Here is a 26,245-nt window from a genome sequence, read left to right as displayed (position 1 = left end):
GACGACAGGGGAGAGGCGGTCAGACTCCGGCGCCGCGACGCTTCGCCTTGAGCAGATCCATCCGCTCCTTGAGCAGTTCCTCGAGCTCCTCCACCGAACGCCGCTCGAGCAGCATGTCCCAGTGGGTGCGCGGGGGCTTGACCTTCTTGGCCTCGGGCGCGGTGCCCTCGATCAGACTGCCCTCGAGACCGTTGCGGCAGAGCCAGGTGCCGGGCAGCTCGGCGTCGTCGGCGAAGGGAACGTCGAACTCCTCGCCGTTGTCCGTCCGGTATCGAGCCATGCGCCGGGGCGCGAGGTCGTGGTCGCGATCGGTCTCGTAGCTCACCGCTCCGAGTCGACTACCTCGTAGAACGCGATCTGCCATGGTGGAGTCCTCTCTCGATCGTGGTACGCATGTCGCGTCCGTCGAATTCAACGCGCGTGGTGCGCGGAACGTTCCCGCACGCGAACGCCCCATTCTAACCGGTGATGCGGCAGGGTCCGCGCACGTCGGTATCGTCGGGTCGATGCGGGGTGAATCCGGGACGGTGGGCGGTGGGATCGGTCGGTCCCGCGCACGGCGCCCGAGCACGTGTCTGTGGTGCGGTCGGCCGGTGGTCGAGGGCGCTGCGGGCCGGCGCCGACGGTACTGCCGTCAGTCCTGCCGTCAGCGCGCCTACGAACAGCGGACGTCGCTGAAGGACACCGTCGTCGCGGACGACGCCGTGGTGCTCACCGAGGCCGAGGCCGGTGCCGCCGCCGATCGCGCGTTCGGAGTCCGGTGCGCCGCCGAGGACGTGGCCACGGCCGTCGCGGAGGGCGCCGACGCGGCCGAACTCGCCGAACTCTGCGACCGGTTGGTCACCCTGGCCAAGGACGCGGAACGACTGCGCTGATCCTGGTCAGACACCGAGGTCGCTCGGGTGGTAGCCCTGCGGATACCCGGGGTACGTCCGGTTGCGCGGATCCTGCGCCGACCGCGATGCCGTCCGCTTGGGCAGCAGACGCTCCACGCGGCCTCGGGCCTGCAGCGCCGACTCGAGCGCCGGGCGCACGGCGGGGACCGGGTCGCCGAACCCGAAGGCGCGGGTCATGTCCTGATCGATCATCGACAGCACGGCGCCGCGCACCGCGGAGCGGACCGGGCGCGGGTACCACGACGCCAGCAGGTCGCGGGTGTACTCGCCGATGGCCCTGTTGTCGTCGGAGTAGACGAACCGCTCGCGCTCGTACCGCACCTTGAAGGCGTGGAAGTCGGCTGTCGACGCGGGAATGTCGCGGATGCCCATCCGGATCCCGACCTCGCGGTAGAACGCGACGCTCGCGATCCGTTCGTGCGGATGCAGGCGCCGCCACCCGTAGCGGTCGATCCAGTCCAGCGGATCGAACGCGAAGGTGGAGAGCACGTACAGCATGTCGTCGTTCGAGATGTCGTAGCGCGCGTGCATGCGGTTGACCGCGCGGAGCGACGCGCGCCCGCGCTCGGAGTCGTAGCCGTGTTCGACGAGTTCCGACATGAGCAGCGCGGTGTCGTCGTACCGCTTCTGTGGGCGGTGCTCGAACTCTCCCGTCCTGCGGAGCAGGGCCGAGATGGTGGGCACGCAGTAGGTGCGGAACAGCGCGAACTCCAACGCGCGCTGGTAGTCCCACGGAAATTCGCAGCCCGCTGTGATCTTGAGGACGGTGGCCGCGTCCGCCACGGGATCCAGCTCGTCGATCACCCGCACCCACCCGTACCGCCCGAAGCGCGGTCGGGGGAGGGTGGTCATCGCCCGTAGACCTTGGTCAACAACAGGCGCGCGACCGCGACGTCGCGCCGCTTGCGCGTCATCGTCACCAGGCCCAGCGGGGCGGCGAAGCGCTGCTTCGTCACCGACTTCACTCGGGAGAACTCCCGCAACCCGTCGGCGCCGTGGATCCGTCCGAAGCCCGAGTCGCCCACTCCGCCGAACGGCAGCGCGCCCACCGCCGCGAAGCCCAGCACGGAGTTGACCGTCACCACTCCGACGCGGAGCCGGTCCGCCGCCCGCTCGGCCGCGGCCTTCGACGCGGTAAAAACCGACGCGCCCAGCCCGTACTTCGAGGCGTTGGCCCGCTCGATGCCCTCGTCGAGATCACGGACGCGGTTGACCACCACGGTCGGACCGAATGTCTCCTCGGCGACGGCCGAGCTGTCCTCCGGCACGTCGAGCAGCACGATGGGATCGACGTACGGCGCCCGGACGGATTCGAGTCCGCCGACGACGGCGCGACCACCGCGCGCCAGCGCGTCCTCGACCTGGTCCCGCACGATGTCGACCTGCTTCGGCAACGTCATGCGTCCGTACTGCGCATCGTCCGCGTCGCCGACCCGGAGGTCGCGTACACGGGAGGTCAGGATGTCCACGAAACGATCGGCGACCTCCTCGACCACGTAGATGCGCTCCACACCCGCGCAGGTCTGGCCCGCGTTGCCCATGGCGCCGAACGCGGCGAAGGTCGCCGCGGCCTCGAGGTCGGCGGTGGCGTCGACGATGAGCGCGTCCTTGCCGCCGCCCTCGACCACGATCGGCGTGAGCGTCTCCGCGCACACCGCCATGACCTTCTTCGCCGTCGCGGTGGACCCGGTGAAGGCGAGCTTGTCCACTCCCGAGCGGCACAGCGCCTCGCCGACCCGACCGTCGCCGGTGACGGTCTGGAGCACCTGGTGCGGCGCCGCCAGCGACGCCCAGGCGTCGGCCAGCCAGGTGCCGGTGCGGGGAGTGAGCTCGCTGGGCTTGAAGACGACGGCGTTGCCGGCGGCCATCGAGTACGCGAGCGACCCCATCGGTGTGTAGACCGGATAGTTCCACGGGCCGATCACGCCGACGACACCCATCGGTTGATACCGCACGGAGGCAGCGTGATTGATGCTCACCAGACCCGGGAAGACGGACCGCTCCCGCAGGACACGTCGCGCGTTCTTCGCGGCCCACGTGAGATGCTCTACCGCCAGCATGACCTCGAGCAGAGCGTCGTCCTTCGGCTTGCCCGTCTCCTCGCGCACGGTGTCGACGAGCGACCCCGACGTCCGGGCGATCCTGGATCGGAACTCGAGCAGCCACCCCTTGCGATCCGTGAAATCGAGAGCGCCCCACCACAGTGCCGCGTCACGCGCGCGGGCGACGGCCGCGTGCACCTCTCCGTCGGACGGCGTCGGTGCCGCGGTGCGTTCCGGAGAGTGCTGGACCGTCATGTGTGTACCCCTTAGTCAGCCGAATGATCCACTGTGATCGGTGACACTATGGCTGATCGCCGTCCGCGACAATGACCGAGCCGACCGCGGTCGGTGACCCGAACCGACCGTCAGGCGATGTCGCACCCTTCGGTGGGTACGTCGGCGAACCTGTCCATCAGGTACGCCGCGGCCGCACCGCCGTAGCCGTCGATGATCTGCGGACCGAAGTGGTTGGGCAGCACCGCACCCGGCAGGATCGGCGGCAGCGGGTTCGACCGGAACGTCACCGACGCACCCTGGCCGCACCACTCCTCCGCCAACTCCCGCGCCTGCCCGTACGGCACCGTGTCGTCGTTGATGCCGCTGGTGATCAACACCGGGGCCGACGGCCGCAGGGTGCCGGTACGCAGCTTCTCGAAGATGGGACCGGCCTCGGGCACGGATCTCAGATTCTCCGACATCGAGCGCCCGTCCTTCGTCAGCGTCTCGGTGCGCAGGAACGGATACGTCAGGATCGTGTCGGCGATGCACTGGGTCGACAGGTCGTTCAGCACCGTCTTGCCGTGATCGGAGACGCGCTCCTCGACGCGGGCCCGCAACGACGGGTTCCGCTCGAGGACTCCGTTCAGTGCGTACCCGATGACGCCGCCTATGAGAGTGCCGTCCACCGTGTTCAGCACGTCGAGCAGGTCGGCCGTCGGTGCGCCCGCCCAGGTGCCCTTGATGTTCAGTTCCGGTGCGTAACTCGCCGCCGACTCGGCCGCGGCGGCGGTGGCGCCGCCGCCCTGCGAATAGCCCCAGAGACCGATGGGGGAGTCGGGGTCGCCTGCCAGCGCGTTCGCCGCTCGCGCGCCGTCGAGCACCGCGTGCGCCTCCTCCGGCCGGTTGACGTAGGTGTGCAACCCCGGCGTGCCGAGACCGATGTAGTCGGTCACGAAGACGCGCGCGCCCATCGACCCCCAGAGCGTCGACGACACGAGTTCCTGGTTCGCCGAGAGGGACAGCGGGTCCGTCGTGAGGTTCAGCCCGAGCGGGAACGCCCGCGACGGCGCGCACTGGTCGCCCTGCCCCACCGTCCCCGGAGCGACCACGACGGTGGGTCTGGGGCCGGCGCCGCGCCAGGGAACGGCCGAGTCGATGAACGTTCCGGTCACCGCGACGGGCTCGTCGTTCTCGGTCCGCGAGGTGTACATGACGCGCTGCGCGGTGGCGGGGTAGCGACCGTCCACTCCCGGCGCAGCGAGAAAGAGCGACATCGGCTCGGTGCGGAGCACCGTGCCCGGCGCACCCGCGACGTCCGTCGGTGGGGAGTAGAAGTCGTCACCGGGGGCTGCGTCGGCGAGTGCGGGTGCGACACCGATCAACGCCACGAGCACCGCTCCCACGATCAGACTGCGTGACAGTGTCATCGACTTCCTTCCCGCTGCGCGGACCCCCTGGCAGGCGCCCTGAAGTTAGACAGTTCCGGCACCAGGTGTCAAGGTCACGAGGTGAAGCCCGTCACTCCCGCGGCACGGTCATCGACGCCGGGAGCCACCGCAGGAGGAAGGCGCGGAGGTCGTCGTCGTCCGCGATGGACGGATCGTCGAAGAGCACGACGGACAGTCCGAGACGAGTGGTGATGAGGACGATGTCGTCCAACACCTCCGCGACCCGGGGGTCGAGTGCGGTCAGCGGGGACAGTAGATCTCGCACGACGGGAATGGCGTGCTGGACGACATCGGGATGCAGCACCGGGTTGATGCCGTCCAACCGCAGCAGCGCTCCCATCGCGGGAATGTCGCGCACCGCCCGCCGACCACCGATCACCATCTCCACGACGTAGTCGCGCACGGTCTCCGGGCCGTCGAGGCGCGACCGGATCTCGGTCATGACCTCGACCGCCAAATGCTCCATCGTGCGGGTCACCAACACCTCGCGCGTGCCGAAGATGGAGTACACGGTCTGTCGGGAGACCCCGGCAGCGGCGGACACACCCGCGATGGTGACGCCGTCGAAACCGTGCTCCGCGATCACCTCGAGGGTGGCCTCCATGATCTTGCCGCGCGATCGCATGGGACCAGTGTGCGGGATCCTCACGTCAGCTGCGGTCGCGCCGAGCCACCTCGAGCTCGAACCCGGCCGGCATGAGGGTCAGGCGTTCCTCGATGGCGAGCTCGTAGCCCGGATCGGGAGCGACGTCGAAGGTCTGGAGGATCGTGCCCAGCACCAGCAGCGACTCGTGGAGAGCGAACTGGCGCCCGATGCAGGCACGCTCGCCCGTGCCGAACGGCTTGTAGGCGTGCGGCGGCCTGGCCCGCACGTTCGCCGACAGGAAGCGGTCCGGGTCGAACACCTCGGGATCCGGCCCCCATACGGGATCGCGATGCAGACCGGGGATCAGCACCAGGGCCCAGTCGCCCGCGGCCATGGGACGCCCGCCGACCGTCGTGTCGTGGCGTGCCTCGCGCGCGTAACCAGGGGCCGTCGGCCACAGGCGCAGTCCCTCGTCGAGAACCCGTCGGACGAAGCGCAACTTCGCCACCTGCTCGAAGGACGGCGTGTCCGCACCCCACACCTCGTCCACCTCCGCACGCGCCCGAGCCCACATCTCGGGATGCCTCGACACGTAGTACAGGGCGAACGACAGTGAGCCGGAGGTCGTCTCGTGTCCGGCGATGAGGAAGGTGACGATCTGATGCCGGATGTTCACCTCGTCCAGCGCGTTGGGATCACCGTCGCGTGCCGCCTGGAGCATGATGTCCAGCAGATCGCCGTCGCCGCTCGTCTCACCGTCCCGGCGGGCCCGCACGATGTCGTCGAGCAACTCGGCCATGAAGGCCTTGTCGGCATCGTTCCGCCGTTCGCGACGCCGGAACACCAGGTCGCCGACGACGGGGAGCGGCAGCAGTGCGCGGCGCTGGTTGTGCTGCAGGGTCCGCACCATGGCCCGGACGAACGGGTGCGTCTCGGCGCGGGTGAACGAGTCGAAGCTGTAGCTGAACCCGGTGCGGCCGATGGTCTCGAGCGTCAACTTGGTCATGTCCGAGGAGACGTCGACCCGATCACGGGACGACCAGTGCGACACCAGCTGTCCGGCGACGTCCACCATGATGTCGTGGTAGCTCCGCATGGCCGACTGCGTGAACGCCGGCCGGAGGAGATCGTGGGCCTTGCGCCAGTTCGGTTCGTGCGAGTACGCCGTGAACATTCCGTCCCCGCCGATCGAGCGAAGTCCGGCGACCGCGGGTGCCACGTGCTTGACGAACCGCGACTCGTCGCTGAGTTCCTCCACGAGATCGGCGCCCGACACGATCACGAACCGGCGCCCCAGGACCACCCGCTCGAAGATGGGGCCCAGCTGCGCGGCCAGCGCCACCGAGTCCTGCACCGGGGTGCTCGCGTGTACGCCCAGCACGTCGCCCAGCACCGGGAGTCGTCGAGGGGGATGGGGAAGCGGAGAAGTGGACGAGATCGTGGTGACCACGGTCGGACCCTTTCGCGTGGGTGGCCGGCGTACTGAACCGGGATACAACAGCGGACGGTACCCCCTACTGAACGCGTGTCAAGTATCACGAGCAGTCCCGTAACATGGCGCAGGTCATGACCTCTCCCCGCAAACGCCTGTCACCCGATCAGCGTCGGCAACAGTTGCTCGAGATCGGGTCACGACTGTTCGCGGAACGGCCCTACGACGAGGTGTGGATCGAGGAGGTCGCCGACCTGGCCGGCGTCTCGCGTGGGCTGATGTATCACTACTTCTCGTCCAAGAGGGATTTCTTCGCCGACATCATCCGGCTCGAATCCGCTCGGATGGTCGAGATCACGGCTCCCGACACCACGCTGCCCGTCGAGCACCAGGTGTCCGCCGGACTGCGCGCCTACATCCGCTACTCCACCGATCACGCTCACGGACTACGGGCCATCAATCGAGGAACGATGTCGGGCGACGTCGGTATCCAGGCGATCCTCACGGCCGAGTTCGAGACGCAGCAGCAACGGATCCTGGCGGCTCTGGGACCCGACGACGGCGCAGACGAGGTGACGCGGGTGGCCGTGGCCGGGTGGGTGTCGTTCGTTCGCGCCGTGTGCGTGGACTGGGTGGACCGGCAGTCGATCTCGGCCGACGAGGTGCATGATCTCTGCATGCGCGCACTGCACGGACTGCTGCGGCATTCCTGAGAGGAGGACGCGTGACCGACACCGGTGCGGACTCGCGACACCTCGACGATCTGCGTCGTCTCCGTCGAGTACGGGATCGAATGGACCGCGAGTACGCCACACCACTGAACCTCGAGACCCTGGCGCGCGACGCGCACATGTCCGCGGGGCACCTGAGCCGGCAGTTCCGCGCCGCGTACGGAGAGTCGCCCTACGCGTACCTGATGACGCGGCGCATCGAGCGAGCCATGGCTTTGCTCCGGGGGTCGGAGAGGTCGGTGACGGAGATCTGCTTCACCGTGGGGTGCTCCTCACTGGGCACCTTCAGCACCCGGTTCTCCGAACTGACCGGACTGTCCCCGTCCGCGTATCGGCAGCAGAACCAGTCCACGGAGGCCGGCGCGCCGTCGTGTGTCGAGAAAGTGGTCACCCGACCGATCAGGAATCGAGAAGCGGACCGCGCCAGGCGAACCTAGTGTCGTCGCCATGACACTCACCATCGCCTCCAGCTTCCTCCCGCAGGACGATCCGGAGGCCGCACTGGCCTTCTACCGCGACCTTCTCGGCTTCGAGATCCGCCTCGACGTCGGGTACGAGAACCTGCGGTGGCTCACCGTCGGCCCGCCCGGGCAGCCGGACACCGCCATCGTTCTGACACCGCCCGCGGTCGACCCCGCCATCACCGAGGACGAGCGCCGCACCATCACCGAGATGATGGCCAAGGGCACGTACGGCGGCATCCTGCTCGCGAGCGACGACCTCGAGGCGACCTTCGATGCACTCCAGGCCGCGGATGCCGACATCGTGCAGGAACCGACCGACCAGCCCTATGGGATCCGGGACTGCGCGGTGCGTGATCCCGCGGGCAACCTGATCCGCATCCAGCAGCGTCAGCGGTAGTCGCTCAGATCGAGGTTCGCGTCGTCCGAGCCGCCGAACCTGCCGGCCAGCGCTCGCACCGGCGCCGAACCGGCCAGTCGCACAGCAGAGTTGAAGACCGCGAGCCCCACTGCCGTCTTCGGGTGCGCCAGCCTCGGCGTTCCCGGCGGCAGCGACTGCACCGTGTCGACGAAGGGCCGCATCCGCGCGTCCCACGCCGTGAACGCGGCCCGGTGATCATCGGTGCGGGCGAGTTCGGCGGCCAGTACGTAGGCACCGGTGATGGCCAGTGTCGTGCCCATCCCACTCACCGGAGTCGCGCACCAGGCCGCGTCGCCCACCATCGCGACCCGGCCCGACGACCACCGTGGGGCGTGGACCTGAGCGAGGCGGTCGACGTACAGCTCCGAGGCGGAATCGAGCGACTCCAGGATGCGGGGAGTCTCCCAGCCGGCGCCGGCGAACGTCGCCCGAAGGGCGGCGACGACCTCCGACTGCCCTGCCCGCTCGAGGCCGGTCGGCCCCGACAACCAGGACAGGCTGAAGCGCGTGGTGCCCTGGTTGTCCGGGCGCAAGCCGGCCACACGTCCGCCGGTCGCGTTGTACCAGCGCCACCATGCATCGTCGTCCGAGGTGCGGGGGAGCACCCCGTAGGCGGTGAACAGCCCGAGATCTCGCGTGACGGCCTCGCCGGGAAAGACGATCTCCCGGCTCCCGGACCGCACTCCGTCGGCGAACACCACGAGGTCGTAGCGCTCGGGAGCGCCGTGCTCGAACGTCACGTCGACACCGTGGGCGTCCTGATCGCAGCCCACGACCCGGTCGCCGTAGCGGTACTCGACGTCCGGTCCCGACGCGTCGACGAGGATGCGCGCGAGTTCGCCGCGGAGGATCTCCAGCTCGGCCGTCGCGCCTCCGCTGTCCGCCGTACCGGCCGGGAACGCCGCGATCGTCGCGCCCCGTCGATCGACGAACCGGGTGCCCTGTTCCGTCGTGGTCGCGGCGAAGAGAGCGTCCTCCAGACCCATGCGGCGTACGACCTCGCGGCCGGGACCACGAATGTCGATGTTCTGCCCGCCGAGCCGAGGCGACGGAGCGCGCTCGACGACCGTCACGGCACGACCCGACCTCGCGAGCCAGTACGCGAGGGTCGGGCCGGCGATGCTGGCCCCGGTGATCAGTACGCGTCGTTCCACAGTCACGATCTTCGCCTTCCGTGCTCACTACCTGTGAGGTACAGGAAGGACTTCGTCGACCGACGGTACGTCGGTCGACGTGCTCAGGCACGGTGTCCAGGTGATACCAGATCGTGCCGATAATCGACATTATGTCAACTATCGTGAATCTCCCGCCCCCTACCGCGCCAGGTACCTCGCCAGGTGCAGTCCACCCGAGAACGTCCGCGTCTCCACCAACTCCAGACCCGCCCACTCGTCGAGCGCCGTGAAGAACGGCGTACCGGCGCCCACCAGAACGGGGTGCGTCATGATCACGTACTCGTCGATCAGCCCGGCCCGCATCGCCGCCGCGGCCAGTGTGGCGCCGCCGATGTCCATCGGCCCACCGTCGCCGGCCTTCAGTCGGACGATCTCCGCCACGGCGTCACCTGTGACGAGCCGCGCGTTGCCCTCCACCGCGTCCAGGGTGGACGAGAACACCACCTTGGGCATGTCGCGCCACCGACGGGCGTACTCGACGTGCGCGGGCGTCGCCCCTGGCCGCCGATCGGCCGACGGCCAGTGCGCGTTCATCGACTCCCACAGCCTCCGCCCGTAGAGCGTGAGTCCCGTCGAGTCGACGCGGTCGAACCACCACTGGAACGCCTCGTCGCTCGGCACGCTCCAGCCGAGGTCGCCATCGGGCGCCGCGACGTAACCGTCCACACTCGCGTTCATCGCGAATCTCAGTGTCCGCATGACGTTCCCCGTCAGCGGCGCACATCGAACACCTGCTTCTGGACACCGTTGCCGTAGACCTCGTGCTCGACGAGCGTCAGCACCGTGGTGTCCTTGTCCGTGTCGCTGAACAGGCGCAGTCCGGCGCCGAGCAGCAACGGGAACACCAGCAGGTGGTATCTGTCGACCAGCCCGGCGTCGGCCAACGCACGTCCCAGCGTCGCGCTCCCGTGCACGAGGATCGGTCCGCCGTCGGTCTCCTTCAGCGCGGCGACGTCGTCGAGTGATCGAAGAACCGTTGCAGGCCAACGCGAATCATCATCGTCGAGCGTCGTCGAGACCACGTACCGCGGCATGGCGTTGTATCCGGCGAAGTCCTCCATCGTCGGCCACACGGGCGCGAACGCCTCGTAGGATCGGCGACCGAGCAGCAGTGCGGCGGCCTCCCCCTGCTCCCGCCCCTTGATCTCGTACGCGGCCTCGTCGAACTCGACGTCCCTGAAGGTCCAGCCCGCGTTGCGGTATCCGGCCTCTCCACCAGGCGCCTCCATCACGCCGTCGAGCGAGACGAACGCGGTGACGATCAACGTGCGCATGTGCACTCCTTCGTTCCCGGTGGGCGCTGGTCGGCCCACGAACACTCTGACCGACGCGCACCCCGAAAGTCATCGGTTGCGCCACACCCCGGATCGCCTGTAATACTTACCCTTATGGCTAACCATACGGCAGAACTCGACGCCGTGCTCACCGCCCTCGGAGATCCGACGCGGCGAGCAGTCGTCCGGCGTCTCGGTGCCGGTCCGGCAAGCGTCGGTGAACTGGCGGCGCCGTTCCCGATCGCGCTTCCCACCTTCCTCAAACACGTCCGCAGTCTCGAGTCGAGCGGGCTCATTCGCACGGCCAAAGTAGGACGCGTCCGGACGTGCACTCTGCACAGGGAACGACTCGACCTCGTCCAGGACTGGCTCGACGATCAACGACACCTCTGGGAGAGCCGCACGGATCGGCTCGAACAACTCGTCACCTCCCCGACTCCGACGGAAGAAGACTCATGACCGCGCTCCCGATCGATCCTGCCCTCGACCTCGTACTCGATCGCGTCATCGCGGCTCCTCGTCACCGCATCTGGGAGGCATGGACGAACTCGTCGTTGCTGTCACAGTGGTGGACACCGGCACCCACCGTCACTCGGGTGGACCACCTGGAGGTGCGACCGGGCGGGGCGTTCGTCACCGAGATGAGCGACGACGGAACGACATTCGTGCCCCACACCGACGCCGTGTTCCTCGTCGTCGAGCCCGACACCCGGCTGGTGTTCACCAACACTCTCGACAGCGGGTGGCGCCCCGCGTCGCCGCAGCCGGTCGCGATGTCAGCGGAGATCACGCTGACCGACCACCCGCGCGGCACTGCTTACCGGGCCGTCGTCCGTCACGGAGATCCGACGACACGCGATCGTCACGCGAGCCTCGGGTTCGCGGAAGGGTGGGGCTCGGTCACCGCAGCACTCGCCCGGCTGGTCGAGTAGTCGGGCGGCTGTAGCGTGTCGGGCGTGAACTCCTCTCGTACCCTCGGTGTCCTGCTGGCCTCGTCCGCGTCGCTCGTCCTGGTGCTGTCCGGATGCAGCTCCGACAACGACACGCCATCTGCCGCCACCTCCTCCAGCGCCGCATCCTCGTCCGCGGGGTCGTCGTCGACCGCAGCTGCCGAGTCGTGCCCCACCGCGGCGCCCGAGTCCGGTGCCGCGGCCGAGTGGGACCTCGACGGTGACACGGGCAGCATCGCGGTGACCGGGTCCACCGACGATGCCGCTCCCCTGGTCACCGTCGAGGCACCCTTCAGCGTCGCGGAGACGCAGGTGCAGACATTGCAGACCGGCGACGGCCCCGTCGTCGCGGCGGACGCCACCGTCTCCGTCTGCTATATGGGCGTCAACGGACGCGACGGATCCACCTTCGACAGCAGCTACGAGCGCGGCGCCCCGGTCGAATTCCCCCTCGACGGTGTCGTGGCCGGTTTCCAGAAGGCCATCGCCGGCCAGACCGTGGGATCGACGATCGGCGTCGCGGTGACCTCCGCGGACGGTTACCCCAACGGTCAGCCGCGCGCGGGCATCCAGCAGGGCGATTCTCTGATCTTCGCGATCAAGGTTCTCGGCGTCAGCTGAGCAGCATGACGAGGGACGTGCCGGTCGACCGCGGACCGCTGTTCGACGGTGTCCGCATCGGCCGGCCGGCGACCGGTGCGTTGATCGACGCGGGGTATCGCACGGTGCACGACCTCCCGGCGAACCTCGCGACTTTGTCCGCGCTACACGGAGTGGGGCCGTCCGCGATCAGGCGGTTGGCCGAGGCACGCGACGATCGGCGATGAGGGGAACCTCGCCAGAATCGACGCGGCACTGCGGCACCGCAGGCGGAGACTCCGCACAACGATGCGCGAGAGGAGATCTGGGCGGTTCTGGGCGAGATCCTCGTCGACCGCCTCGTCGCGAACGTGTCGGCCCGCGAGCTGGCGTCGTCGCTGCGTGAAATCGACGAGCTCTGCGACCGAGTGGAGTCGTCGTGGACGGTGATCGATGCTCCCGATCTCGTCGCCGACCTCTGGACTGTGCGGGCGTACCTACGCCACTGCGCACCCTGGCTCGACGACGATGACAGGGCGGCGGTCCGCAGGAACGTCGGGTCCCCCTGGACCACAGCAGATCTCCCGGTCCTCGATGTCGCTCGTCGCCGCCTCGGCGATCCACGGGCGACGGCGATGCGCGCGCGCCGCGCTCGTGCCACGCTCGGTGCGCACCACCGGCGTGGGCGTCCGGCACGCCGACGTCGACGACCTGGCGGCGGTGCTGGACGAGCGGGCCGCGACGAGTGAGGGTGTGGCCTGCGTCATCGGGATGCCGTCTCTACCGGACACCGCGAGGATCCGATCGTCGAGCGCACGATCGGCGAAGGGCCTCGGGTTCGATCTCGTCGACCGGTCGAGTGCGGACAGCGCCGTCGATCGCTACGTGGCGATGACCCGCGCGACCAAGCAGCTCGTCGTACTCCGTTGATCAGCTGTCGAGGGTGATCACGACACGCACGCCCCCCTTGTCGGAGACCACCGCCTGTGCGCTCCCCCGATGCTGATGGCCCGCGATGTCGACGGTCACCGGGGCGGGGTCGGGATGGAAGTTGCGCCACCAGGCTTTCTGGCTCGGTGCCGCGACCATCACGGTGACCCTGTCGCCCGATCGCCGGTAGGAGACGGGCAGCGAGATGGTCCGGCCCGACCGTCGGCCGGTGTAGGTGATGGTGGCCAGGCCACGCCCGAGAACGGCGGACAGCACAGGCAGTCGCATCAGCGGTCGAACGACCTGGTTCGCGGCGTTGGCGACGGTCTGGAACGCGGTCATCTTCGTACCCCCTGCGAGCGTTGGATGTCGCCTCGCATCATGCCCCCGCGGGGGCCGGACGACACGCCGTTCGACCCGTGTTCGCGCCCCGTTTCCTGACTCATTCCAGAAAAGTCGTGCATACTGTTCGACGTGAGCCCATCGTCGAACTACCCGGAGATGCTGCGTGGTGCCGCGCTCCGAGTCACCCGCCCCCGTCTGGCGGTGCTCGACGCGGTGCACGAACATCCGCACGCCGACACCGACACCGTCTACGGAGCCGTTCGGGCCACCCTGCCCGATGTCTCCCGCCAGGCCGTGTACGACGTGCTCCACGCTCTCACCACCGCAGGACTGGTACGGCGCATCCAGCCGTCCGGCTCGGTCTCGCGGTACGAGAGCAGAATCGGCGACAATCACCACCATGTCGTGTGCCGCGCGTGCGGCACCATCGCCGACGTGGAATGCGCCGTCGGCGAGGCTCCGTGCCTCACTCCGTCGGAGGCCCATGGTTTCGTCGTCGACGAGGCAGAGGTCATCTACTGGGGCCTGTGCGAGAACTGCTCCACCAGCGTCAGCCCCTGATCTCGAGGCGCGAAGGCGCCGCGAAATCAGTTCATTCATCTTCTCTTGGAGGGAAACTCGTGTCCGAGGACCACACAACACGCGAAAAAGAGATGAACCAGGACCAGCCGCAGGACGCGTCCGGCGGCTGCCCTGTCATGCACGACAAGATGCCGATGCCGGTCGAGGGTGGCACCAACCACGAGTGGTGGCCCAAGGCACTGAACCTCAAGATCCTGAAGAAGAACCCCGCCGTCGGCGATCCGATGGGCGCCGACTACGACTACGCGGCCGAGTTCAACTCGCTCGATCTCGCCGAGGTCAAGCGCGACATCGAAGCCGTCATGACGAACTCGCAGCCGTGGTGGCCCGCGGACTTCGGCCACTACGGCCCCTTCTTCATCCGTATGGCGTGGCACGCGGCCGGCACGTACCGCAAGCAGGACGGACGCGGCGGAGCCGGAGCCGGCATGCAGCGCTTCGCACCGTTGAACAGCTGGCCGGACAACGCGAGCCTGGACAAGGCCCGTCGCCTGATCTGGCCCGTGAAGCAGAAGTACGGCCGCAAGCTCTCCTGGGCCGACCTCATCGTCCTGACCGGCAACGTCGCCATCGAGTCCATGGGACTGCCCACCTACGGCTACGCCGGCGGTCGCGTCGACGCCTGGGAGCCGGACGAGGACGTCTACTGGGGCCCCGAGCAGACGTGGCTGGGCGACGAGCGCTACGACGGTGATCGCACGAGCCTCGAGAACCCGCTGGCCGCCGTGCAGATGGGCCTGATCTACGTCAATCCCGAAGGCCCGAACGGCAACCCGGATCCCGTGCAGTCCGCACTGGACATCCGCGAGACCTTCGGTCGCATGGCCATGAACGACGTCGAGACCGCAGCACTGGCCGTCGGCGGACACACCTTCGGCAAGACCCACGGTGCGGCCGACCCCGATGCGCACATCGGAGCCGAGCCCGAGGGCGCCCCGATCGAGCAGATGGGCCTGGGCTGGAAGAACAGCTTCCAGAGCGGTGTCGGCGCAGACGCGATCACGAGTGGCCTCGAGGTCATCTGGACCCCGACCCCGACGCAGTGGGACAACACCTTCCTCGAGACGCTCTACGGCTTCGAGTGGGAGCTCTACAAGAGCCCCGGCGGCGCACACCAGTGGCGTCCGAAGAACGGTGAGGGTGCGGACCTGGTTCCGGATCCCGCGGACCCGACCAAGCGTCGCCATCCGTCGATGCTGACCTCGGACATCGCGATGCGCGTCGACCCGATCTACGAACAGGTCACCCGTCGCTGGCTCGACCACCCCGAGGAGCTCGCAGAAGAGTTCCAGAAGGCGTGGTTCAAGCTCACCCACCGCGACATGGGACCGGTCAGCCGGTACCTCGGACCCGAGGTGCCGTCGGAGACCCTGCTGTGGCAGGACCCGATCCCGGCCGTCGACCACGAACTGATCGACGATGCACAGATCGCCGAGCTCAAGTCCACCATCCTCGATTCCGGACTGAGCACCGAGCAGCTCATCTCGACCGCGTGGGCCGCAGCATCGTCCTTCCGCGTCAGCGACAAGCGCGGCGGCGCCAACGGCGGTCGCCTGCGCCTGCAGCCGCAGGCGGGCTGGGAGGTCAACGAGCCTGACGAGTTGGCACAGGTCATCCGCGTGCTCGAGGGCATCCAGGAGTCGTTCTCCGGAACGGTGTCGTTTGCCGACCTCGTCGTCCTCGGCGGCGTCGCGGCACTCGAGAAGGCATCGGGCGTCAGCGTTCCGTTCACCCCGGGCCGCATGGACACCACGCAGGAGCAGACGGACGTCGATTCGTTCTCGGACCTCGAGCTGAAGGCCGACGGCTTCCGTAACTTCCTCGGCAAGGGCCAGAAGCTGCCGGCGGAGTACTCCCTCGTCGACCGGGCGAACCTGTTGTCACTCAGCGCACCCGAGCTGACCGTCCTCGTCGGTGGTCTGCGTGTTCTCGGCGCCAACTACCAGAACTCGTCGCACGGCGTTCTGACCGACAAGGTCGGCACACTGTCCAACGACTTCTTCGTGAACCTTCTCGACATGGGCACCGAGTGGGTTCCCACGTGGGAGGACGGCATCTACGAGGCCAAGGATGCTGCCACCGGTGAGACGAAGTGGACCGGCACCCGCAACGACCTGGTGTTCGGCTCGAACTCCGAACTCCGCGCCATCGCCGAGGTGTACGCCTGCGACGACGCGAAGGACAAGTTCGTCCAGGACTTCGTCGCCGCGTGGGACAAGGTCATGATGCTGGATCGCTTCGAACTGGCCTGATCTCGCTCCTGAACACCACACCACCCCCGCACCGAGTCCTCGGTGCGGGGGTGGTGTCGTCTCAGCGTCGGGTGCAGCGGACGGAGATGGGGAGCCCGGTCAGCGCTCTCGCCGCCGAGCCTGCCATGGCCAGATAACCCGCGGCGCTGCGCCACGACGCCGCCACCGAGAAGACGGTCCTGGTGGCCGCGGGTCCCGGTCGGCGCCCGGCGAACCGGTCGTCGAGCCATCGGAGCGTCAGCGGGACCGACAGCGGCAGCAGCGTGATGTGCTCGCTCGTGCGATCGCGGACGTACTCGACCTCGGCACCCGCATCGCGGTACCGCGTGACCTGCCCGTCGACGTCGTCCACGGCGATGATCTGATCGTGCGTCGCCTGCAGGACGAGCAGCGGGAATCCGGGCGCCGAGCGGCCCGGCTGGATCTCCTCGAAGATCGTCACCATCTCCGGACGAGCCATGACGTCGGCGATGGGAATGGTCGAGTAGGCGTCGAGGTCGAACCCGCGGAGCGCGATGATGGCCTGCATCGTGGTCATCTTGTTCGTCGACGCCAGCAGCTCGAGACCCTCCTCGGTGACGAACTCCTGCATGACGTCGTCCAGGGCCGGGTAGGTACGCCGCAGACCCTCGATGACGAGAGTCGGCAGCGCGGCGTAGCGGGTGGCGTTCAGCCGGAAGAACGCCGACGCCGGATCACCCACCGGCGACCCGAGAACGGCTCCGACGACCTGGATCTCGGGTGCGTACTCCTCCGCGGCCTCCGCCGCCCAGGACGACGCGAGCCCTCCACCCGAGTATCCCCACAGTCCGACCGGTGTGGTCGTGTCGAGACCGAGCTCGTCGAACGAGAGCGCGGCCCGGACGGCATCGAGAGTGCAGTACCCGGGCTCGAGCGGGGCGCCCCAATGCCCCTCGGCACCTTCGTGATCCGGGATCGAGACCGCCCAACCCAAGCGCAGGGCGTGCAGGACGAGCAGGAACTCGTACTGCGGCACCGTGCCGCGCGCACGTGACCCGAGCCGGAGCGCGTACGACGGGAACGATCGACCGGAGACGGCGTCTATGGCGCACTGATACGACAGGAGTGGTCGCGTCGCGTCGGGGACGGCTCCGGCGGGCAGCAAGACCGTGGTGACACTCACGCGTGGCACGCGCTCGAGATCCTCGGTGCGGTACAGCAGCTGCCAGGCCTGCACGCGCTGCCGCACCCTACCGAACACACCGATGCGCACGGGTCTGGTGCGCAGGACGTCGCCGCACGCGGCACTCTCGAAACCGTCGGGCGCGGCGTAGAACGGGTCTCGCTCCGGGGTGGTGACCGGGCCCTCGGACCAGTGCTCGGTCTCGGGCGGGCCGCCCGCGTCCCTGTCGTACTGCTCGATGCTCATGCCCACGGTTACCCCTGTCGTCGGGTCACACTAACCTTCCGACCCGTGAGCAGGACCGATCAGCCCTCGACGGTGCCGACGCGGGTGGCCGGATCGTCGTCCGAGGCCCGTGCGAGCACCGGGACGAGCGCGTCCACCGCGTACGGAAGGCTGAGGGGGCTGGCGAAACCGAGAGCGGCCGGCACGGTGGTCCCGAATTCGCCGACGTAGACGGTGCGGTCCTCCTTCACCACGTTCAGGCTCTGCAGCAGCGGATCACCGGCGACGTCCTCGGGAGTGACGCCCAGCAGCACGAGAGTCTGCTGATCGAGCAGGTCGTAGCGCTCCGGGCTCACCGTTCCGGTGGTCTCGGGCGTCGCGAAGCCGAGGTCGGTGAAGAACCTGTTCCGCGGGTCACCGCTGTCGAGGATGTAGAAGGTGCCGTCGAGATAGAGCGCGACCGCAGCGGTGCGGCCGGCGAAGGACGGGTTCTGGGTCGTGGCGTCTACGAACGTCGCGTCGACCTCGTCACGCACGGCCTCTGCCTCGGCCGTCTTGCCCAGGGCGGTTCCGTACGCGGCCAACTGGTCTCGCCACGACGGGGTCTCCGACCCGTCCGAGCCGGGGATGTCGCCGACCGTCGTGGCGATCTGTCCGAGCTGCTGGTACTCGGGCTCCTCCAGATAGGCGTACGTCGCCATGATGAGGTCGGGCTCCGCGGCCGCGACACCTTCGAGATCGAGTGTGTCGCTTCCCACCTCGGGAATCGTGGCACCGTTCAGCTGCTGCTGGGCCCACGGTCGGGTGGTGTAGTCGTACCCCGTGAATCCGCGGGTGGCCACGGGTGTGACACCGAGAGCGAGCGCGAAGTCCTGGTCGTTGTACCCGGCGGTCACCAGACGCTCCGGCGCACCCTCGACCGTCACGGTCCCGAACTTGTCGGTGACCTCGGCCGGGAAGGCTCCCGACGCGTCCGCGGCCGGCGCCGAATCCGTGTCCGACGAGCTGCACGCCGCCGTTCCGAGCAGAAGAACGGTGGCCGCGACGGACACACCGACGGAGACGCGCATGAAGAACCTTTCGGGGACGACTGGTGGAGCAGGCTTGCGGTAAGGCTACCCTCAGCTCAACGGGGAAGCTCGAGGGCCTCACCGAGTCGACGCCAGTCGTCCACCGGCGGAACGTTCATCGCGGATCCGAGGACCTGGACGAGGACGCTGGTGGCTCCCGCCTCGATGTGCTCGCGCACTCGGGCCACAGTCGCGTCGAGTCCGCGCGTCACCATCGCCTCGGCGAGCTTCTCGCTGCCGCCGCGGACGAAGTCGTCCTGCCCGAAACCCAGACGCTCCCAGTTGTTCCGGTAGTTCGGCAGCCCGGTGTAGATGTTCAGATGCGCGTGCGCGCGTTCGGCCCACACCTCCGCGTCGGTGTCGGCGACCGGGTCCACCACCGCCGCCTGCTCGACGACCAGTTCCGGGCGCTTCTCGCCGTCCCCGGCATCGAGGATCTCGCGGGCCATCGCCGTGTGCTCCGGTGTGACGAGGTAGGGATGCGCCCCCGCGGTGCGATCGCGAGACAGCTCGAGCATCTTCGGACCCAGCGCCGCCAGCAGTCGTGGTGGGTTCTGCTCTTCCCCCGCCACTGCTGCGGGTGCGTTGTCGAGTGCGTCGAGATACTCCCGCATCGCCGCGACGGGCTTGCCGTAGTTGTGACCGCGCATGCGCTCGACCAGCGGAGCGTGCGACACGCCGAGTCCCAGAACGAACCGACCACCCGAGACGGCATGCAGGGTACGTGCCGCCGATGCGGTCGCCACGGCGTCGCGGGCGTAGATGCTCGCGATGCCGGTACCGACGATCAGCGACGACGAGGCGCCGAGGTACATCTGCGCGGCGGTGAGCGCCTCGCGGCCGTAGGCCTCGCCGAACCAGAGCGAGTGCCAGCCCTGCGACTCCACCTCCCCCACCACGTCGGGAACCGCGGAGGCGGAGACCCCGTCGAGCGTTCCGGTCCAGATGCCGATCGTCGCGTGTGCCGTCATGGCGTCCAGTGTGCCCGCACTCGCACCCTACGAATCCGGGGGACCGTCGACGGTCTGCCGGAGCCGTTCGAGGGTGGCCGCGATGTGGTCGCCGTTGACCGTGGCGCGGTCGCGGACACCCGTCGCCAGTCCGCCGACGCCGACGAACCACCGCGGACGCCGGTCCCACATCCGCTCGGTCACCGTGGTCTCGCCGCCGTCGCCACCGCCGTCGATGTCGTAGCGCCAGTGCGCGATCGGCAGCGAGAACGGGCCGTAGTGCACGTCGAAGGCGAAGGTTGCTCCGGGGTCGGCGGCGGTCACGGTGCATGTGGTCGACCATCGATGCAGACCGTTGCGGTTCCGACCGACGAAGGACGCACCCGGACGGGCGCCGGAGCTCCCCACCCACCGCATCGAGTGTGTCTCGTCCGCCAGATCGGCGAGTCGGTCGAGATCGGTCAGGAGGGCGTACACGTCCTCGGCATCGGCGCGGACCGTCACGGATCCGGACGCGAGCGGAGCGGTCGAGTCAGGCGTCACCGGTGCACCGTAGCGACCCGACAGCCTCGATGCGGGCGATCGACGACGGTGTCGCCTGAAGTCAAGAACGACGGCCCGCCGTCCGCGATGATCGAGACGTTGGTACCGCCGAGCTCAGGAGTTGTCATGTCGTCCTTGCCCCCCTTCCGCTTTCCCGGCGCCACCGCGCTCGTCACCGGCGCCGCCAGTGGCATGGGTGAGCAGATGGCCCACGAGCTCGCGCGACGGGGCACCGATCTGATCCTGCTCGACCGGGACGCCGATCGGCTCGCCGACGTCGCACGCGCCATCGAGTCCGCCTCACCGGCACGCAGCGTCGACGTCGTCGTCGCGGACCTCTCCGACCTCGACGCGCTCGGCGTGGTCATCGACGGTGTGATCGAGCGGCACGAGCGCATCGACCTGCTGATCAACAACGCCGGTATCGCGTTCGGCGGCTCGTTCGAGCAACTCACCGCCAAGGACTTCGACTCGGTGATGACCATCAACTTCCATGCGCCGGTGGACATCACCCGACGTCTGCTGCCGACGATGCGCCGATCCACGGGCGCGCACATCGTCAACGTGTCGAGCTTGTTCGGCATCGTGGCGCCTCCGGGGCAGTCGGCCTACTCGTCGTCGAAGTTCGCCATCCGCGGGTTCACCGAGTGCCTGCGCCACGAACTGGCGCCGACGATCGGCGTGACGTCGGTGCACCCCGGCGGCATCAAGACCCGCATCGCCGAGACGGCCGGTTCGGCCGCCGGAGCGACGGACAAGGAAATTGCGGACGGCAAGGCCACCTTCGCCAAACTGCTCACCTATCCCGCGGACAAGGCTGCACTCCGCATCCTCGACGGGGTCGAGAAGCGCAAGGGACGGGTCCTCATCGCCGCGAGTGCCCACACCGTCGACATCCTCGCCCGCGTGTTCCCGTCCGCCTACTACGCCGTGATGCGCCGCGGCATGTGACGGACGCGCTGCCGCTCTCAGGACAGATCGAGAGCGGCAGCGAGGTCGGTCTCCACCTGGTCCCTCGTCACGCCGAGACCACTGAGCAGCCCCGTCCCGTTCTCGAACTCCAGCATCGCGAGCAGCACGTGTTCGGTGCCGACGTAGTCGTGGCCGAGGCGCAGCGCCTCGCGGAACGTCAGTTCCAGAATTTTCGCCGTCGCAGCATCGAACGGAACGAGTGCCGGCGGCTCACCGTGCTCCCCCGCGGACGAACCTCGTGCCGAGACGGCGGCGCGTACGTCGTCGGGCGTCACCGATTGTGTCGCGAGCAGACGGGTGCCGAACGAGTCGGGGTCCTGCACCAGTCCGATCACGAGATGGTCGGGAGTGATCGACGATGCTCGTTGCGCTCGGGCCTCGGTCTGCGCCGCCACCACGATGTTCTTCGCGCGCTCGGTGAAACGAGCGAAACCCTGGCTCGGGTTCAATGCCTCGTCGGCGTGCGGCCTGGCCACGAACTTCTTCTGCACGGCCTGTTTGCTCACTCCCATACTGCGGCCGATGTCGGTCCAGGACGCCCCGGACCGACGAGCCTGGTCGACGAAGTGTCCGACGAGATGGTCGGCCACGTCGCCGAGTCGCTCGGCGGCGACGACGGCTCGCGAGAGCTGGATCAGGGGGTCGGTGTCGGTGCGAGAGACGGCGACGATCAGATCGTCGAGGCGCACGCCGGGCGCGGGATCGGTATCGGTCATGCGTCAACCGTAGGGTGACGACCACCCATCGTCAACCCCAAGTTGACGATGGGTGGTCTTCTGCGGTGCGCGTCGGGCGACTCCGGCGGCGCGTCGCACCGACCGACGCGGCGTGCCCGAGAGGGTCTTGCCGAGATCGCCCCGCAGCGTGGTGACGGAGTCGAGGATGTAGTTCTGACGCACCAGCCACGGGCCGTGATCGCCCTGCCGGGGAAAGGCGTCGATCGAGCGCTGGACGTAGCCGGACTGCAGGTCCAGCAGCGGACGCTCCTCGAGCGGGCCGTCGGGCTGCGGGACGATGGACGCGAAGTCCTTGTCGTCCATGTAGCCGAGCACGCGGCACACGAGACGCGACGTCAGATCGGCGCGCAGAGTCCACGACGCGTTGGTGTATCCGATGCAGATGGCGAAGTTGGGGACACCCGTCATCATGGCGCCCTGCCACACGAACTGCTTCGACAGATCGACGGTCACGCCGTCCACCTTGGGCTCGATACCGCCGAAGGCGAGCAGTTGCAGTCCCGTCGCGGTGACGATGACGTCGGCGGGCAACGAGGCGCCCGATTGCAGGTCGATGCCGTCGGGCCGCACGGAGGCGATGCGGTCGGTGACGACCGACGCCTTCCCCTTCTTCATCGCCTTGAACAGATCGGCATCGGGGACGGCGCACAGTCGCTGATCCCAGGGGTTGTACTCGGGCGTGAAGTGCTCGGCCACCAGCTTCTCGTCGCCCAGGATCTTGGTCGAGAGGTTGGTGAGGAGCCGCCGTGCCGCCTGCGGACGACGCCGACAGAACTGGTAGAAACCGGTGCTGAACAGAATGTTCTTGATGCGGATCACGCTGTGCGCCAAGCCTGCCGGGAGAAGATCACGGATCTTGTCCGCCTGCTTGTCCCGTCCGGGGACCGCGCTGATCCAGGTGGGTGAACGCTGCAGCATCGTGACGTGACCGGCGTCGCGCGCCATCGACGGCACGAGGGTCACCGCGGTGGCGCCACTGCCGATCACGACGACGTTCTTGCCGGCGTAGTCCAGATCGTCGGGCCAGAACTGGGGATGCACCACGGTGCCCTCGAACGTGTCGAGTCCCGGGATGTCGGGGTTGTAGCCCTTGGCGTAGTCGTAGTAGCCCGAGCAGCAGTACAGGAAGCCGCAGGTGATCTGCTGCTGCGAGGTGCCCGACTGGTCGGTCACGTCGAGAGTCAGGGTCCAGCGAGCCTCCGCGGTGGAGAAATCTGCGCCGACGACGCGGGTCCCGTACCGGATGTGCTCGTCGATCCCGAACTCCGCAGCGGTCTCCTTGATGTACGACAGAATCGAGTGCCCGTCGGCGATGGACTTCGCCTCGCGCCACGGCTTGAACTGGTAGCCGAGCGTGTACATGTCGGAGTCCGAGCGCACACCCGGGTAGCGGAACAGATCCCAGGTGCCGCCCATCGAGGACCGCGCCTCGAGGATGGCCCAGGACTTGCCGGGATGCTCCGTCGACAGGCGGTAGCCCGCACCGACGCCGGAGAGCCCGGCGCCGACGACGATCACGTCGAGATGCTCGAGGGTGGTGTCGGTCGGGGACGAGTCGAGTCGATCGGTGGTGGACGTCATGACTCCAGTGTCCTCGTGCCACCACCCGATGGCTTGACACCTCACGACAACTAGTTGACTTCAGACGACAACTGACCCAAGGTGAGCGCTGTGCCCGCCATCCGCTCCGCCGGTCTCCGCGGCTTCCGCGCGACCGTGGCCGAACTGGGCGGGGACGCCGAGGCGTACGCCGTCGCGGCGGGGCTGCCCGTGGACGCGCTCGACGCCGACGACCTCCTCGTCGAGGACGTCGCCATGGCCGCAGTTCTCGAGATCGCCGCGGCGGAGCTGGCGTGCCCCGATCTGGGGTTGCGGATCGCACGGCGCCAGGATCTCGGCATGCTCGGTCCGCTCGCACTCGCGATCCAGAACTCCTCGACCGTGGGCGAGGCACTCGAGTGCACCGAGCACTACCTGTTCATCCATGCCCAGTCGCTCAGCCTGCGTGCCGAACCCGACCCGTACGGGACGCCGGGGATCGTCGCGCTGCGGTACGGAACGAAGCCCGGGGTCGTCGCGCCCGTCCAGGGCACCGACATGGGGCTGGGGTTCCTCCACCGCGCCACCATCGCACTGGTCGGCGGGTCGTACGGACTCCGCTCGGTCGAGCTCCCCTACGTGCCGGCGGCTCCGGTGTCGGTCTACGAGAACTTCTTCGGCGTCGCGGTCAGCGTCGGCCGTCCCGCCGCCGTCCTCCGGGTCCCGGCCACACTCCAGAACCGACCGCTCCACGGCGGAGACTCGAACCTCAAACGGCTGGCCCTGGCCTTTCTCGCTCGGCAGGGCGCCGGACCCACCACCGAGGTGGCACCGCGAGTGCGCACCATCCTGCAGCAGTCCCTCGGCACCACCCCACCGCACATCGACGGTGCCGCACATCTGCTGAACCTGCACCCGCGGACGTTGCAACGCCGATTGGCCGGGGAGGGAACGTCGTTCGCGGCGATCGTCGACGAGGTGCGCCGCACGGAGGCCCATCGGTACCTCACGACGACGTCGCTGCCGATGAGTCAGATCGCGGCCGCGGTGGGACTGTCCGAGCAGTCCGCCTTCACTCGTGCGTGCCGACGGTGGTGGAACGCGACGCCCACCACCGTCCGCCGCGGCGCTCTCTGACCCGACTCAACTGAAGTCGGTCGACGCCAGATCCTTCTCGTCGTCCACGATGGCCTTGACGATCCGGTCGGCGACAGCGTCCGGATCGAGACCGTCCGGCATGGTGGGCGCCGTGCCCGCGATCGCGCGCCCGGCCAGACCGGTCTCGGTGTGCGGCGGACGTACGTCCACGACCCGCAGCTTGCGCCGACGCGCTTCCGGTCGAGCCGCCTCGACGAACGCGCTGATCCCGGCCTTCGCCGCGCAGTACGCAGCCATCCCGCCGACGGGCTTCTCCGCGATCACCCCACTGATGCTGACGACGACGCCCCCGGACTCCACCTCGGTGAGTGCCGATCGCACCAGCCGCAGTGGCGCCAGCAGATCCACCAGCAGCAGATCGTCGACGGTGTCGTCGTCCACCTCGGCCGCGGGTCCGAACGCCACCACGCCCGAGGCGATCACGACGCCGTCGAGCGTTCCGGTGTGGCTCTTGGCCGCCGCGATCAGGTCGGCCGGGGCCGCGGGGTGGGTCAGGTCCGACGCCACGAGGTGCGCGCTGCCCAGGTCGACACCGGCCAGCGTCTGCTCCGAGCGGCCGGACGCGGTGACGGTGGCGCCGGCGTCGAGCAGGCGGCGAGTGATGCGCGATCCGAGAGCGCCGGAAGCGCCGGTCACCAGGAAGTGCTTGCCCGGGAGGTCCATGTCAGTTCTCCAATCCGGCGAGTGTGTCGACCACGGCTGCGGTGGCGGACCGGGTCCAGGTCACCGGGTCCTGTCCCTGCGGGCTCACGCACACGGTGTCGACTCCGAGCGCGGCGAACCCTTCCATCTCCCGGAGGAATCCGGCCTCGTCGGCCACCGGGTCGAGCGAGGTGATGATGGTCTTCTCGATCTCCGCGTAGTCGCGGTTCTCGCGCTCGCAGTGACCGCGCAGCACGTCGAGCTTGTGTGCCACGGTCTCCTGGTCGGGGGCGAAGAGGTTGCACAGCGAGGCGTACCGCGCGACGAACGCGAGTGTCTTCTTCTCCCCCGACCCGCCGACCATGATGGGCGGACCCGGACTCTGCAGCGGCCTCGGCTCGCAGAGCGTCTCGGCCAGCGAGTAGTGCGTGCCCTCGAAGGGTCCGTCGTCGTCGCTCCACATCTGTCTGCAGATGCTCAACGTCTCCTCGAGACGCTCGAACCGCTCGGCCGTCGACGGGAACGGCACACCGAGGCCGCGGTGCTCGCGCTCGTACCAGGCCGCACCGATGCCGAGCATCGCTCGACCGCCGGAGAGCACGTCCAGGGTCGTGACCGTCTTCGCCAGGAGCCCCGGATGCCGATAGGTCACGCCCGTGACGAGCAGGCCCAGGCGGATGCTCTCGGTCCGGCCCGCGAGGAAGCCCAGCGAGGTGTAGCCCTCGAGCATGGGGTCCTGCGCGGTCGCCAGATTCTCCATCTGGAATAAGTGGTCCATGAGCGTGAACAGCGTGCACCCGCCGTCCTCCGCAGCGCGCGCGGAGTCGGAGAGCAGTCCCGCCGTGGCCGCGGAGCCACCCGGAAGGGTGAAGTAGGGATAGTGGACTGCCAACTGCACGATGGTTCTCCTCGATGGTCGGATCAGCACTCCGCCGACGCGGT

General features: G+C 68.6%; 31 protein-coding genes. 13 read left to right on the top strand and 18 right to left on the bottom strand.

Annotation, left to right across the window (positions count from 1 at the left end; translation table 11 throughout):
- Positions 1 to 19: 19 nt before the first annotated feature.
- Positions 20 to 364 carry an RNA polymerase-binding protein RbpA gene (locus HQ308_RS00490; RefSeq protein ID WP_027505388.1) on the bottom strand — a complete coding sequence of 115 codons (345 nt, stop codon included), beginning with the start codon at positions 362 to 364 and terminating at the stop codon, positions 20 to 22.
- Positions 365 to 506: 142 nt separating this feature from the next.
- Here HQ308_RS00490 and HQ308_RS00485 point away from each other — a divergent pair, with 142 nt between their 5' ends.
- Complete coding sequence (locus HQ308_RS00485; protein WP_051613280.1) at positions 507 to 875, top strand: hypothetical protein; 369 nt, start codon at positions 507 to 509, stop codon at positions 873 to 875.
- A 6-nt stretch (positions 876 to 881) separates the two neighbouring features.
- On the opposite strand, the gene HQ308_RS00480 is transcribed toward HQ308_RS00485, so the two are convergent.
- The 5 genes from HQ308_RS00480 to HQ308_RS00460 form a co-directional block, all read right to left on the bottom strand.
- Positions 882 to 1,748, bottom strand: a complete 867-nt coding sequence (locus tag HQ308_RS00480; protein ID WP_222645200.1) for an oxygenase MpaB family protein — start codon at positions 1,746 to 1,748, stop codon at positions 882 to 884.
- Positions 1,745 to 3,193 (bottom strand): aldehyde dehydrogenase family protein, encoded by a 1,449-nt coding sequence (locus HQ308_RS00475; protein WP_056444508.1) that lies wholly within the window; start codon positions 3,191 to 3,193, stop codon positions 1,745 to 1,747. The genes HQ308_RS00480 and HQ308_RS00475 overlap by 4 nt, the downstream gene beginning before the upstream one ends.
- Positions 3,194 to 3,303: 110 nt before the next feature.
- Positions 3,304 to 4,584, bottom strand: coding sequence for a lipase family protein (locus HQ308_RS00470; protein WP_222645199.1), 1,281 nt, complete (start codon positions 4,582 to 4,584; stop codon positions 3,304 to 3,306).
- A 91-nt stretch (positions 4,585 to 4,675) separates the two neighbouring features.
- A complete protein-coding gene (locus HQ308_RS00465) occupies positions 4,676 to 5,230 on the bottom strand; it encodes a TetR/AcrR family transcriptional regulator (RefSeq protein ID WP_222645198.1) in 555 nt (184 codons plus the stop codon).
- A 25-nt stretch (positions 5,231 to 5,255) separates the two neighbouring features.
- Entirely contained in the window at positions 5,256 to 6,641 is a 1,386-nt protein-coding gene (locus HQ308_RS00460) for a cytochrome P450 (protein ID WP_222645197.1), read from the bottom strand.
- Positions 6,642 to 6,757: 116 nt separating this feature from the next.
- On the opposite strand from HQ308_RS00460, the gene HQ308_RS00455 reads away from it, so the two are divergent.
- From HQ308_RS00455 to HQ308_RS00445, 3 genes are read left to right on the top strand one after another with little or no spacing between them, the layout of a single operon-like run.
- Positions 6,758 to 7,336, top strand: coding sequence for a TetR/AcrR family transcriptional regulator (locus HQ308_RS00455; RefSeq protein ID WP_222645196.1), 579 nt, complete (start codon positions 6,758 to 6,760; stop codon positions 7,334 to 7,336).
- An 11-nt stretch (positions 7,337 to 7,347) separates the two neighbouring features.
- Positions 7,348 to 7,791 (top strand): helix-turn-helix transcriptional regulator, encoded by a 444-nt coding sequence (locus HQ308_RS00450; protein ID WP_222631207.1) that lies wholly within the window; start codon positions 7,348 to 7,350, stop codon positions 7,789 to 7,791.
- 10 nt (positions 7,792 to 7,801) lie between these two features.
- The gene (locus HQ308_RS00445; RefSeq protein WP_222645195.1) at positions 7,802 to 8,215 is read left to right on the top strand and encodes a VOC family protein; all 414 of its coding nucleotides are present in this window, start codon (positions 7,802 to 7,804) and stop codon (positions 8,213 to 8,215) included.
- On the opposite strand, the gene HQ308_RS00440 is transcribed toward HQ308_RS00445, so the two are convergent.
- The 3 genes from HQ308_RS00440 to HQ308_RS00430 form a co-directional block, all read right to left on the bottom strand.
- Positions 8,206 to 9,396 (bottom strand): FAD-dependent monooxygenase, encoded by a 1,191-nt coding sequence (locus tag HQ308_RS00440; RefSeq protein ID WP_222645194.1) that lies wholly within the window; start codon positions 9,394 to 9,396, stop codon positions 8,206 to 8,208. The genes HQ308_RS00445 and HQ308_RS00440 overlap by 10 nt on opposite strands.
- A 153-nt stretch (positions 9,397 to 9,549) precedes the next feature.
- Positions 9,550 to 10,110, bottom strand: coding sequence for a dihydrofolate reductase family protein (locus HQ308_RS00435; RefSeq protein WP_222645193.1), 561 nt, complete (start codon positions 10,108 to 10,110; stop codon positions 9,550 to 9,552).
- Positions 10,111 to 10,121: 11 nt separating this feature from the next.
- Positions 10,122 to 10,685, bottom strand: coding sequence for a dihydrofolate reductase family protein (locus HQ308_RS00430; protein ID WP_222645192.1), 564 nt, complete (start codon positions 10,683 to 10,685; stop codon positions 10,122 to 10,124).
- A 114-nt stretch (positions 10,686 to 10,799) separates the two neighbouring features.
- Between HQ308_RS00430 and HQ308_RS00425 the strand changes: the two genes are divergently transcribed.
- From HQ308_RS00425 to HQ308_RS00405, 5 genes are all read left to right on the top strand, one after another.
- Positions 10,800 to 11,144 carry a helix-turn-helix transcriptional regulator gene (locus tag HQ308_RS00425; protein ID WP_056444493.1) on the top strand — a complete coding sequence of 115 codons (345 nt, stop codon included), beginning with the start codon at positions 10,800 to 10,802 and terminating at the stop codon, positions 11,142 to 11,144.
- Positions 11,141 to 11,617, top strand: coding sequence for an SRPBCC domain-containing protein (locus HQ308_RS00420; RefSeq protein ID WP_056444490.1), 477 nt, complete (start codon positions 11,141 to 11,143; stop codon positions 11,615 to 11,617). The genes HQ308_RS00425 and HQ308_RS00420 overlap by 4 nt, the downstream gene beginning before the upstream one ends.
- A 15-nt stretch (positions 11,618 to 11,632) precedes the next feature.
- A complete protein-coding gene (locus tag HQ308_RS00415; protein WP_222645191.1) occupies positions 11,633 to 12,256 on the top strand; it encodes an FKBP-type peptidyl-prolyl cis-trans isomerase in 624 nt (207 codons plus the stop codon).
- 5 nt (positions 12,257 to 12,261) lie between these two features.
- The gene (locus HQ308_RS00410) at positions 12,262 to 12,462 is read left to right on the top strand and encodes a hypothetical protein (RefSeq protein ID WP_027505403.1); all 201 of its coding nucleotides are present in this window, start codon (positions 12,262 to 12,264) and stop codon (positions 12,460 to 12,462) included.
- A 346-nt stretch (positions 12,463 to 12,808) separates the two neighbouring features.
- Complete coding sequence (locus tag HQ308_RS00405) at positions 12,809 to 13,144, top strand: hypothetical protein (protein ID WP_222645190.1); 336 nt, start codon at positions 12,809 to 12,811, stop codon at positions 13,142 to 13,144.
- Here the strand turns inward: HQ308_RS00405 and HQ308_RS00400 are convergent, their stop codons facing one another.
- On the bottom strand, positions 13,145 to 13,486 hold the full coding sequence (locus HQ308_RS00400) for a nitroreductase/quinone reductase family protein (protein ID WP_222645189.1): 342 nt from the start codon (positions 13,484 to 13,486) through the stop codon (positions 13,145 to 13,147).
- 159 nt (positions 13,487 to 13,645) lie between these two features.
- Between HQ308_RS00400 and HQ308_RS00395 the strand changes: the two genes are divergently transcribed.
- Both HQ308_RS00395 and katG read left to right on the top strand, forming a co-directional pair.
- Complete coding sequence (locus tag HQ308_RS00395) at positions 13,646 to 14,050, top strand: Fur family transcriptional regulator (protein WP_037185410.1); 405 nt, start codon at positions 13,646 to 13,648, stop codon at positions 14,048 to 14,050.
- 92 nt (positions 14,051 to 14,142) lie between these two features.
- The gene (gene katG / locus HQ308_RS00390) at positions 14,143 to 16,323 is read left to right on the top strand and encodes a catalase/peroxidase HPI (RefSeq protein ID WP_222645188.1); all 2,181 of its coding nucleotides are present in this window, start codon (positions 14,143 to 14,145) and stop codon (positions 16,321 to 16,323) included.
- A 61-nt stretch (positions 16,324 to 16,384) separates the two neighbouring features.
- Here katG and HQ308_RS00385 read toward each other — a convergent pair whose 3' ends face one another.
- From HQ308_RS00385 to HQ308_RS00370, 4 genes are read right to left on the bottom strand one after another with little or no spacing between them, the layout of a single operon-like run.
- Entirely contained in the window at positions 16,385 to 17,713 is a 1,329-nt protein-coding gene (locus HQ308_RS00385) for a lipase family protein (protein ID WP_222645187.1), read from the bottom strand.
- 59 nt (positions 17,714 to 17,772) lie between these two features.
- Positions 17,773 to 18,762: an ABC transporter substrate-binding protein gene (locus HQ308_RS00380; protein ID WP_222645186.1), complete on the bottom strand. Its 990-nt coding sequence runs from the start codon at positions 18,760 to 18,762 to the stop codon at positions 17,773 to 17,775.
- Between the two features lie 56 nt (positions 18,763 to 18,818).
- A complete protein-coding gene (locus tag HQ308_RS00375; protein WP_222645185.1) occupies positions 18,819 to 19,733 on the bottom strand; it encodes a TIGR03620 family F420-dependent LLM class oxidoreductase in 915 nt (304 codons plus the stop codon).
- A 27-nt stretch (positions 19,734 to 19,760) separates the two neighbouring features.
- Positions 19,761 to 20,255, bottom strand: coding sequence for an SRPBCC family protein (locus HQ308_RS00370; protein WP_056444477.1), 495 nt, complete (start codon positions 20,253 to 20,255; stop codon positions 19,761 to 19,763).
- Between the two features lie 126 nt (positions 20,256 to 20,381).
- Here HQ308_RS00370 and HQ308_RS00365 point away from each other — a divergent pair, with 126 nt between their 5' ends.
- Entirely contained in the window at positions 20,382 to 21,206 is an 825-nt protein-coding gene (locus HQ308_RS00365) for an SDR family oxidoreductase (protein WP_037185420.1), read from the top strand.
- 17 nt (positions 21,207 to 21,223) lie between these two features.
- Here HQ308_RS00365 and HQ308_RS00360 read toward each other — a convergent pair whose 3' ends face one another.
- Positions 21,224 to 21,943 carry a Clp protease N-terminal domain-containing protein gene (locus HQ308_RS00360; protein ID WP_222645184.1) on the bottom strand — a complete coding sequence of 240 codons (720 nt, stop codon included), beginning with the start codon at positions 21,941 to 21,943 and terminating at the stop codon, positions 21,224 to 21,226.
- 3 nt (positions 21,944 to 21,946) lie between these two features.
- Positions 21,947 to 23,545, bottom strand: coding sequence for an NAD(P)/FAD-dependent oxidoreductase (locus HQ308_RS00355; RefSeq protein WP_222645183.1), 1,599 nt, complete (start codon positions 23,543 to 23,545; stop codon positions 21,947 to 21,949).
- An 81-nt stretch (positions 23,546 to 23,626) separates the two neighbouring features.
- Here HQ308_RS00355 and HQ308_RS00350 point away from each other — a divergent pair, with 81 nt between their 5' ends.
- On the top strand, positions 23,627 to 24,640 hold the full coding sequence (locus HQ308_RS00350) for an AraC family transcriptional regulator (RefSeq protein WP_285184736.1): 1,014 nt from the start codon (positions 23,627 to 23,629) through the stop codon (positions 24,638 to 24,640).
- A 6-nt stretch (positions 24,641 to 24,646) separates the two neighbouring features.
- Here the strand turns inward: HQ308_RS00350 and HQ308_RS00345 are convergent, their stop codons facing one another.
- Entirely contained in the window at positions 24,647 to 25,324 is a 678-nt protein-coding gene (locus HQ308_RS00345) for an SDR family oxidoreductase (RefSeq protein WP_222631246.1), read from the bottom strand.
- A gap of 1 nt (position 25,325) precedes the next feature.
- Positions 25,326 to 26,201, bottom strand: a complete 876-nt coding sequence (locus HQ308_RS00340) for an LLM class F420-dependent oxidoreductase (protein ID WP_222645182.1) — start codon at positions 26,199 to 26,201, stop codon at positions 25,326 to 25,328.
- Positions 26,202 to 26,245 lie beyond the last annotated feature (44 nt).

Source organism: Rhodococcus sp. BP-241, from assembly GCF_019836145.1.
Lineage (GTDB): Bacteria > Actinomycetota > Actinomycetes > Mycobacteriales > Mycobacteriaceae > Rhodococcoides.
Note: the sequence above shows the minus strand (reverse complement) of the source record. Positions and strands in the feature narration are given on the sequence as shown.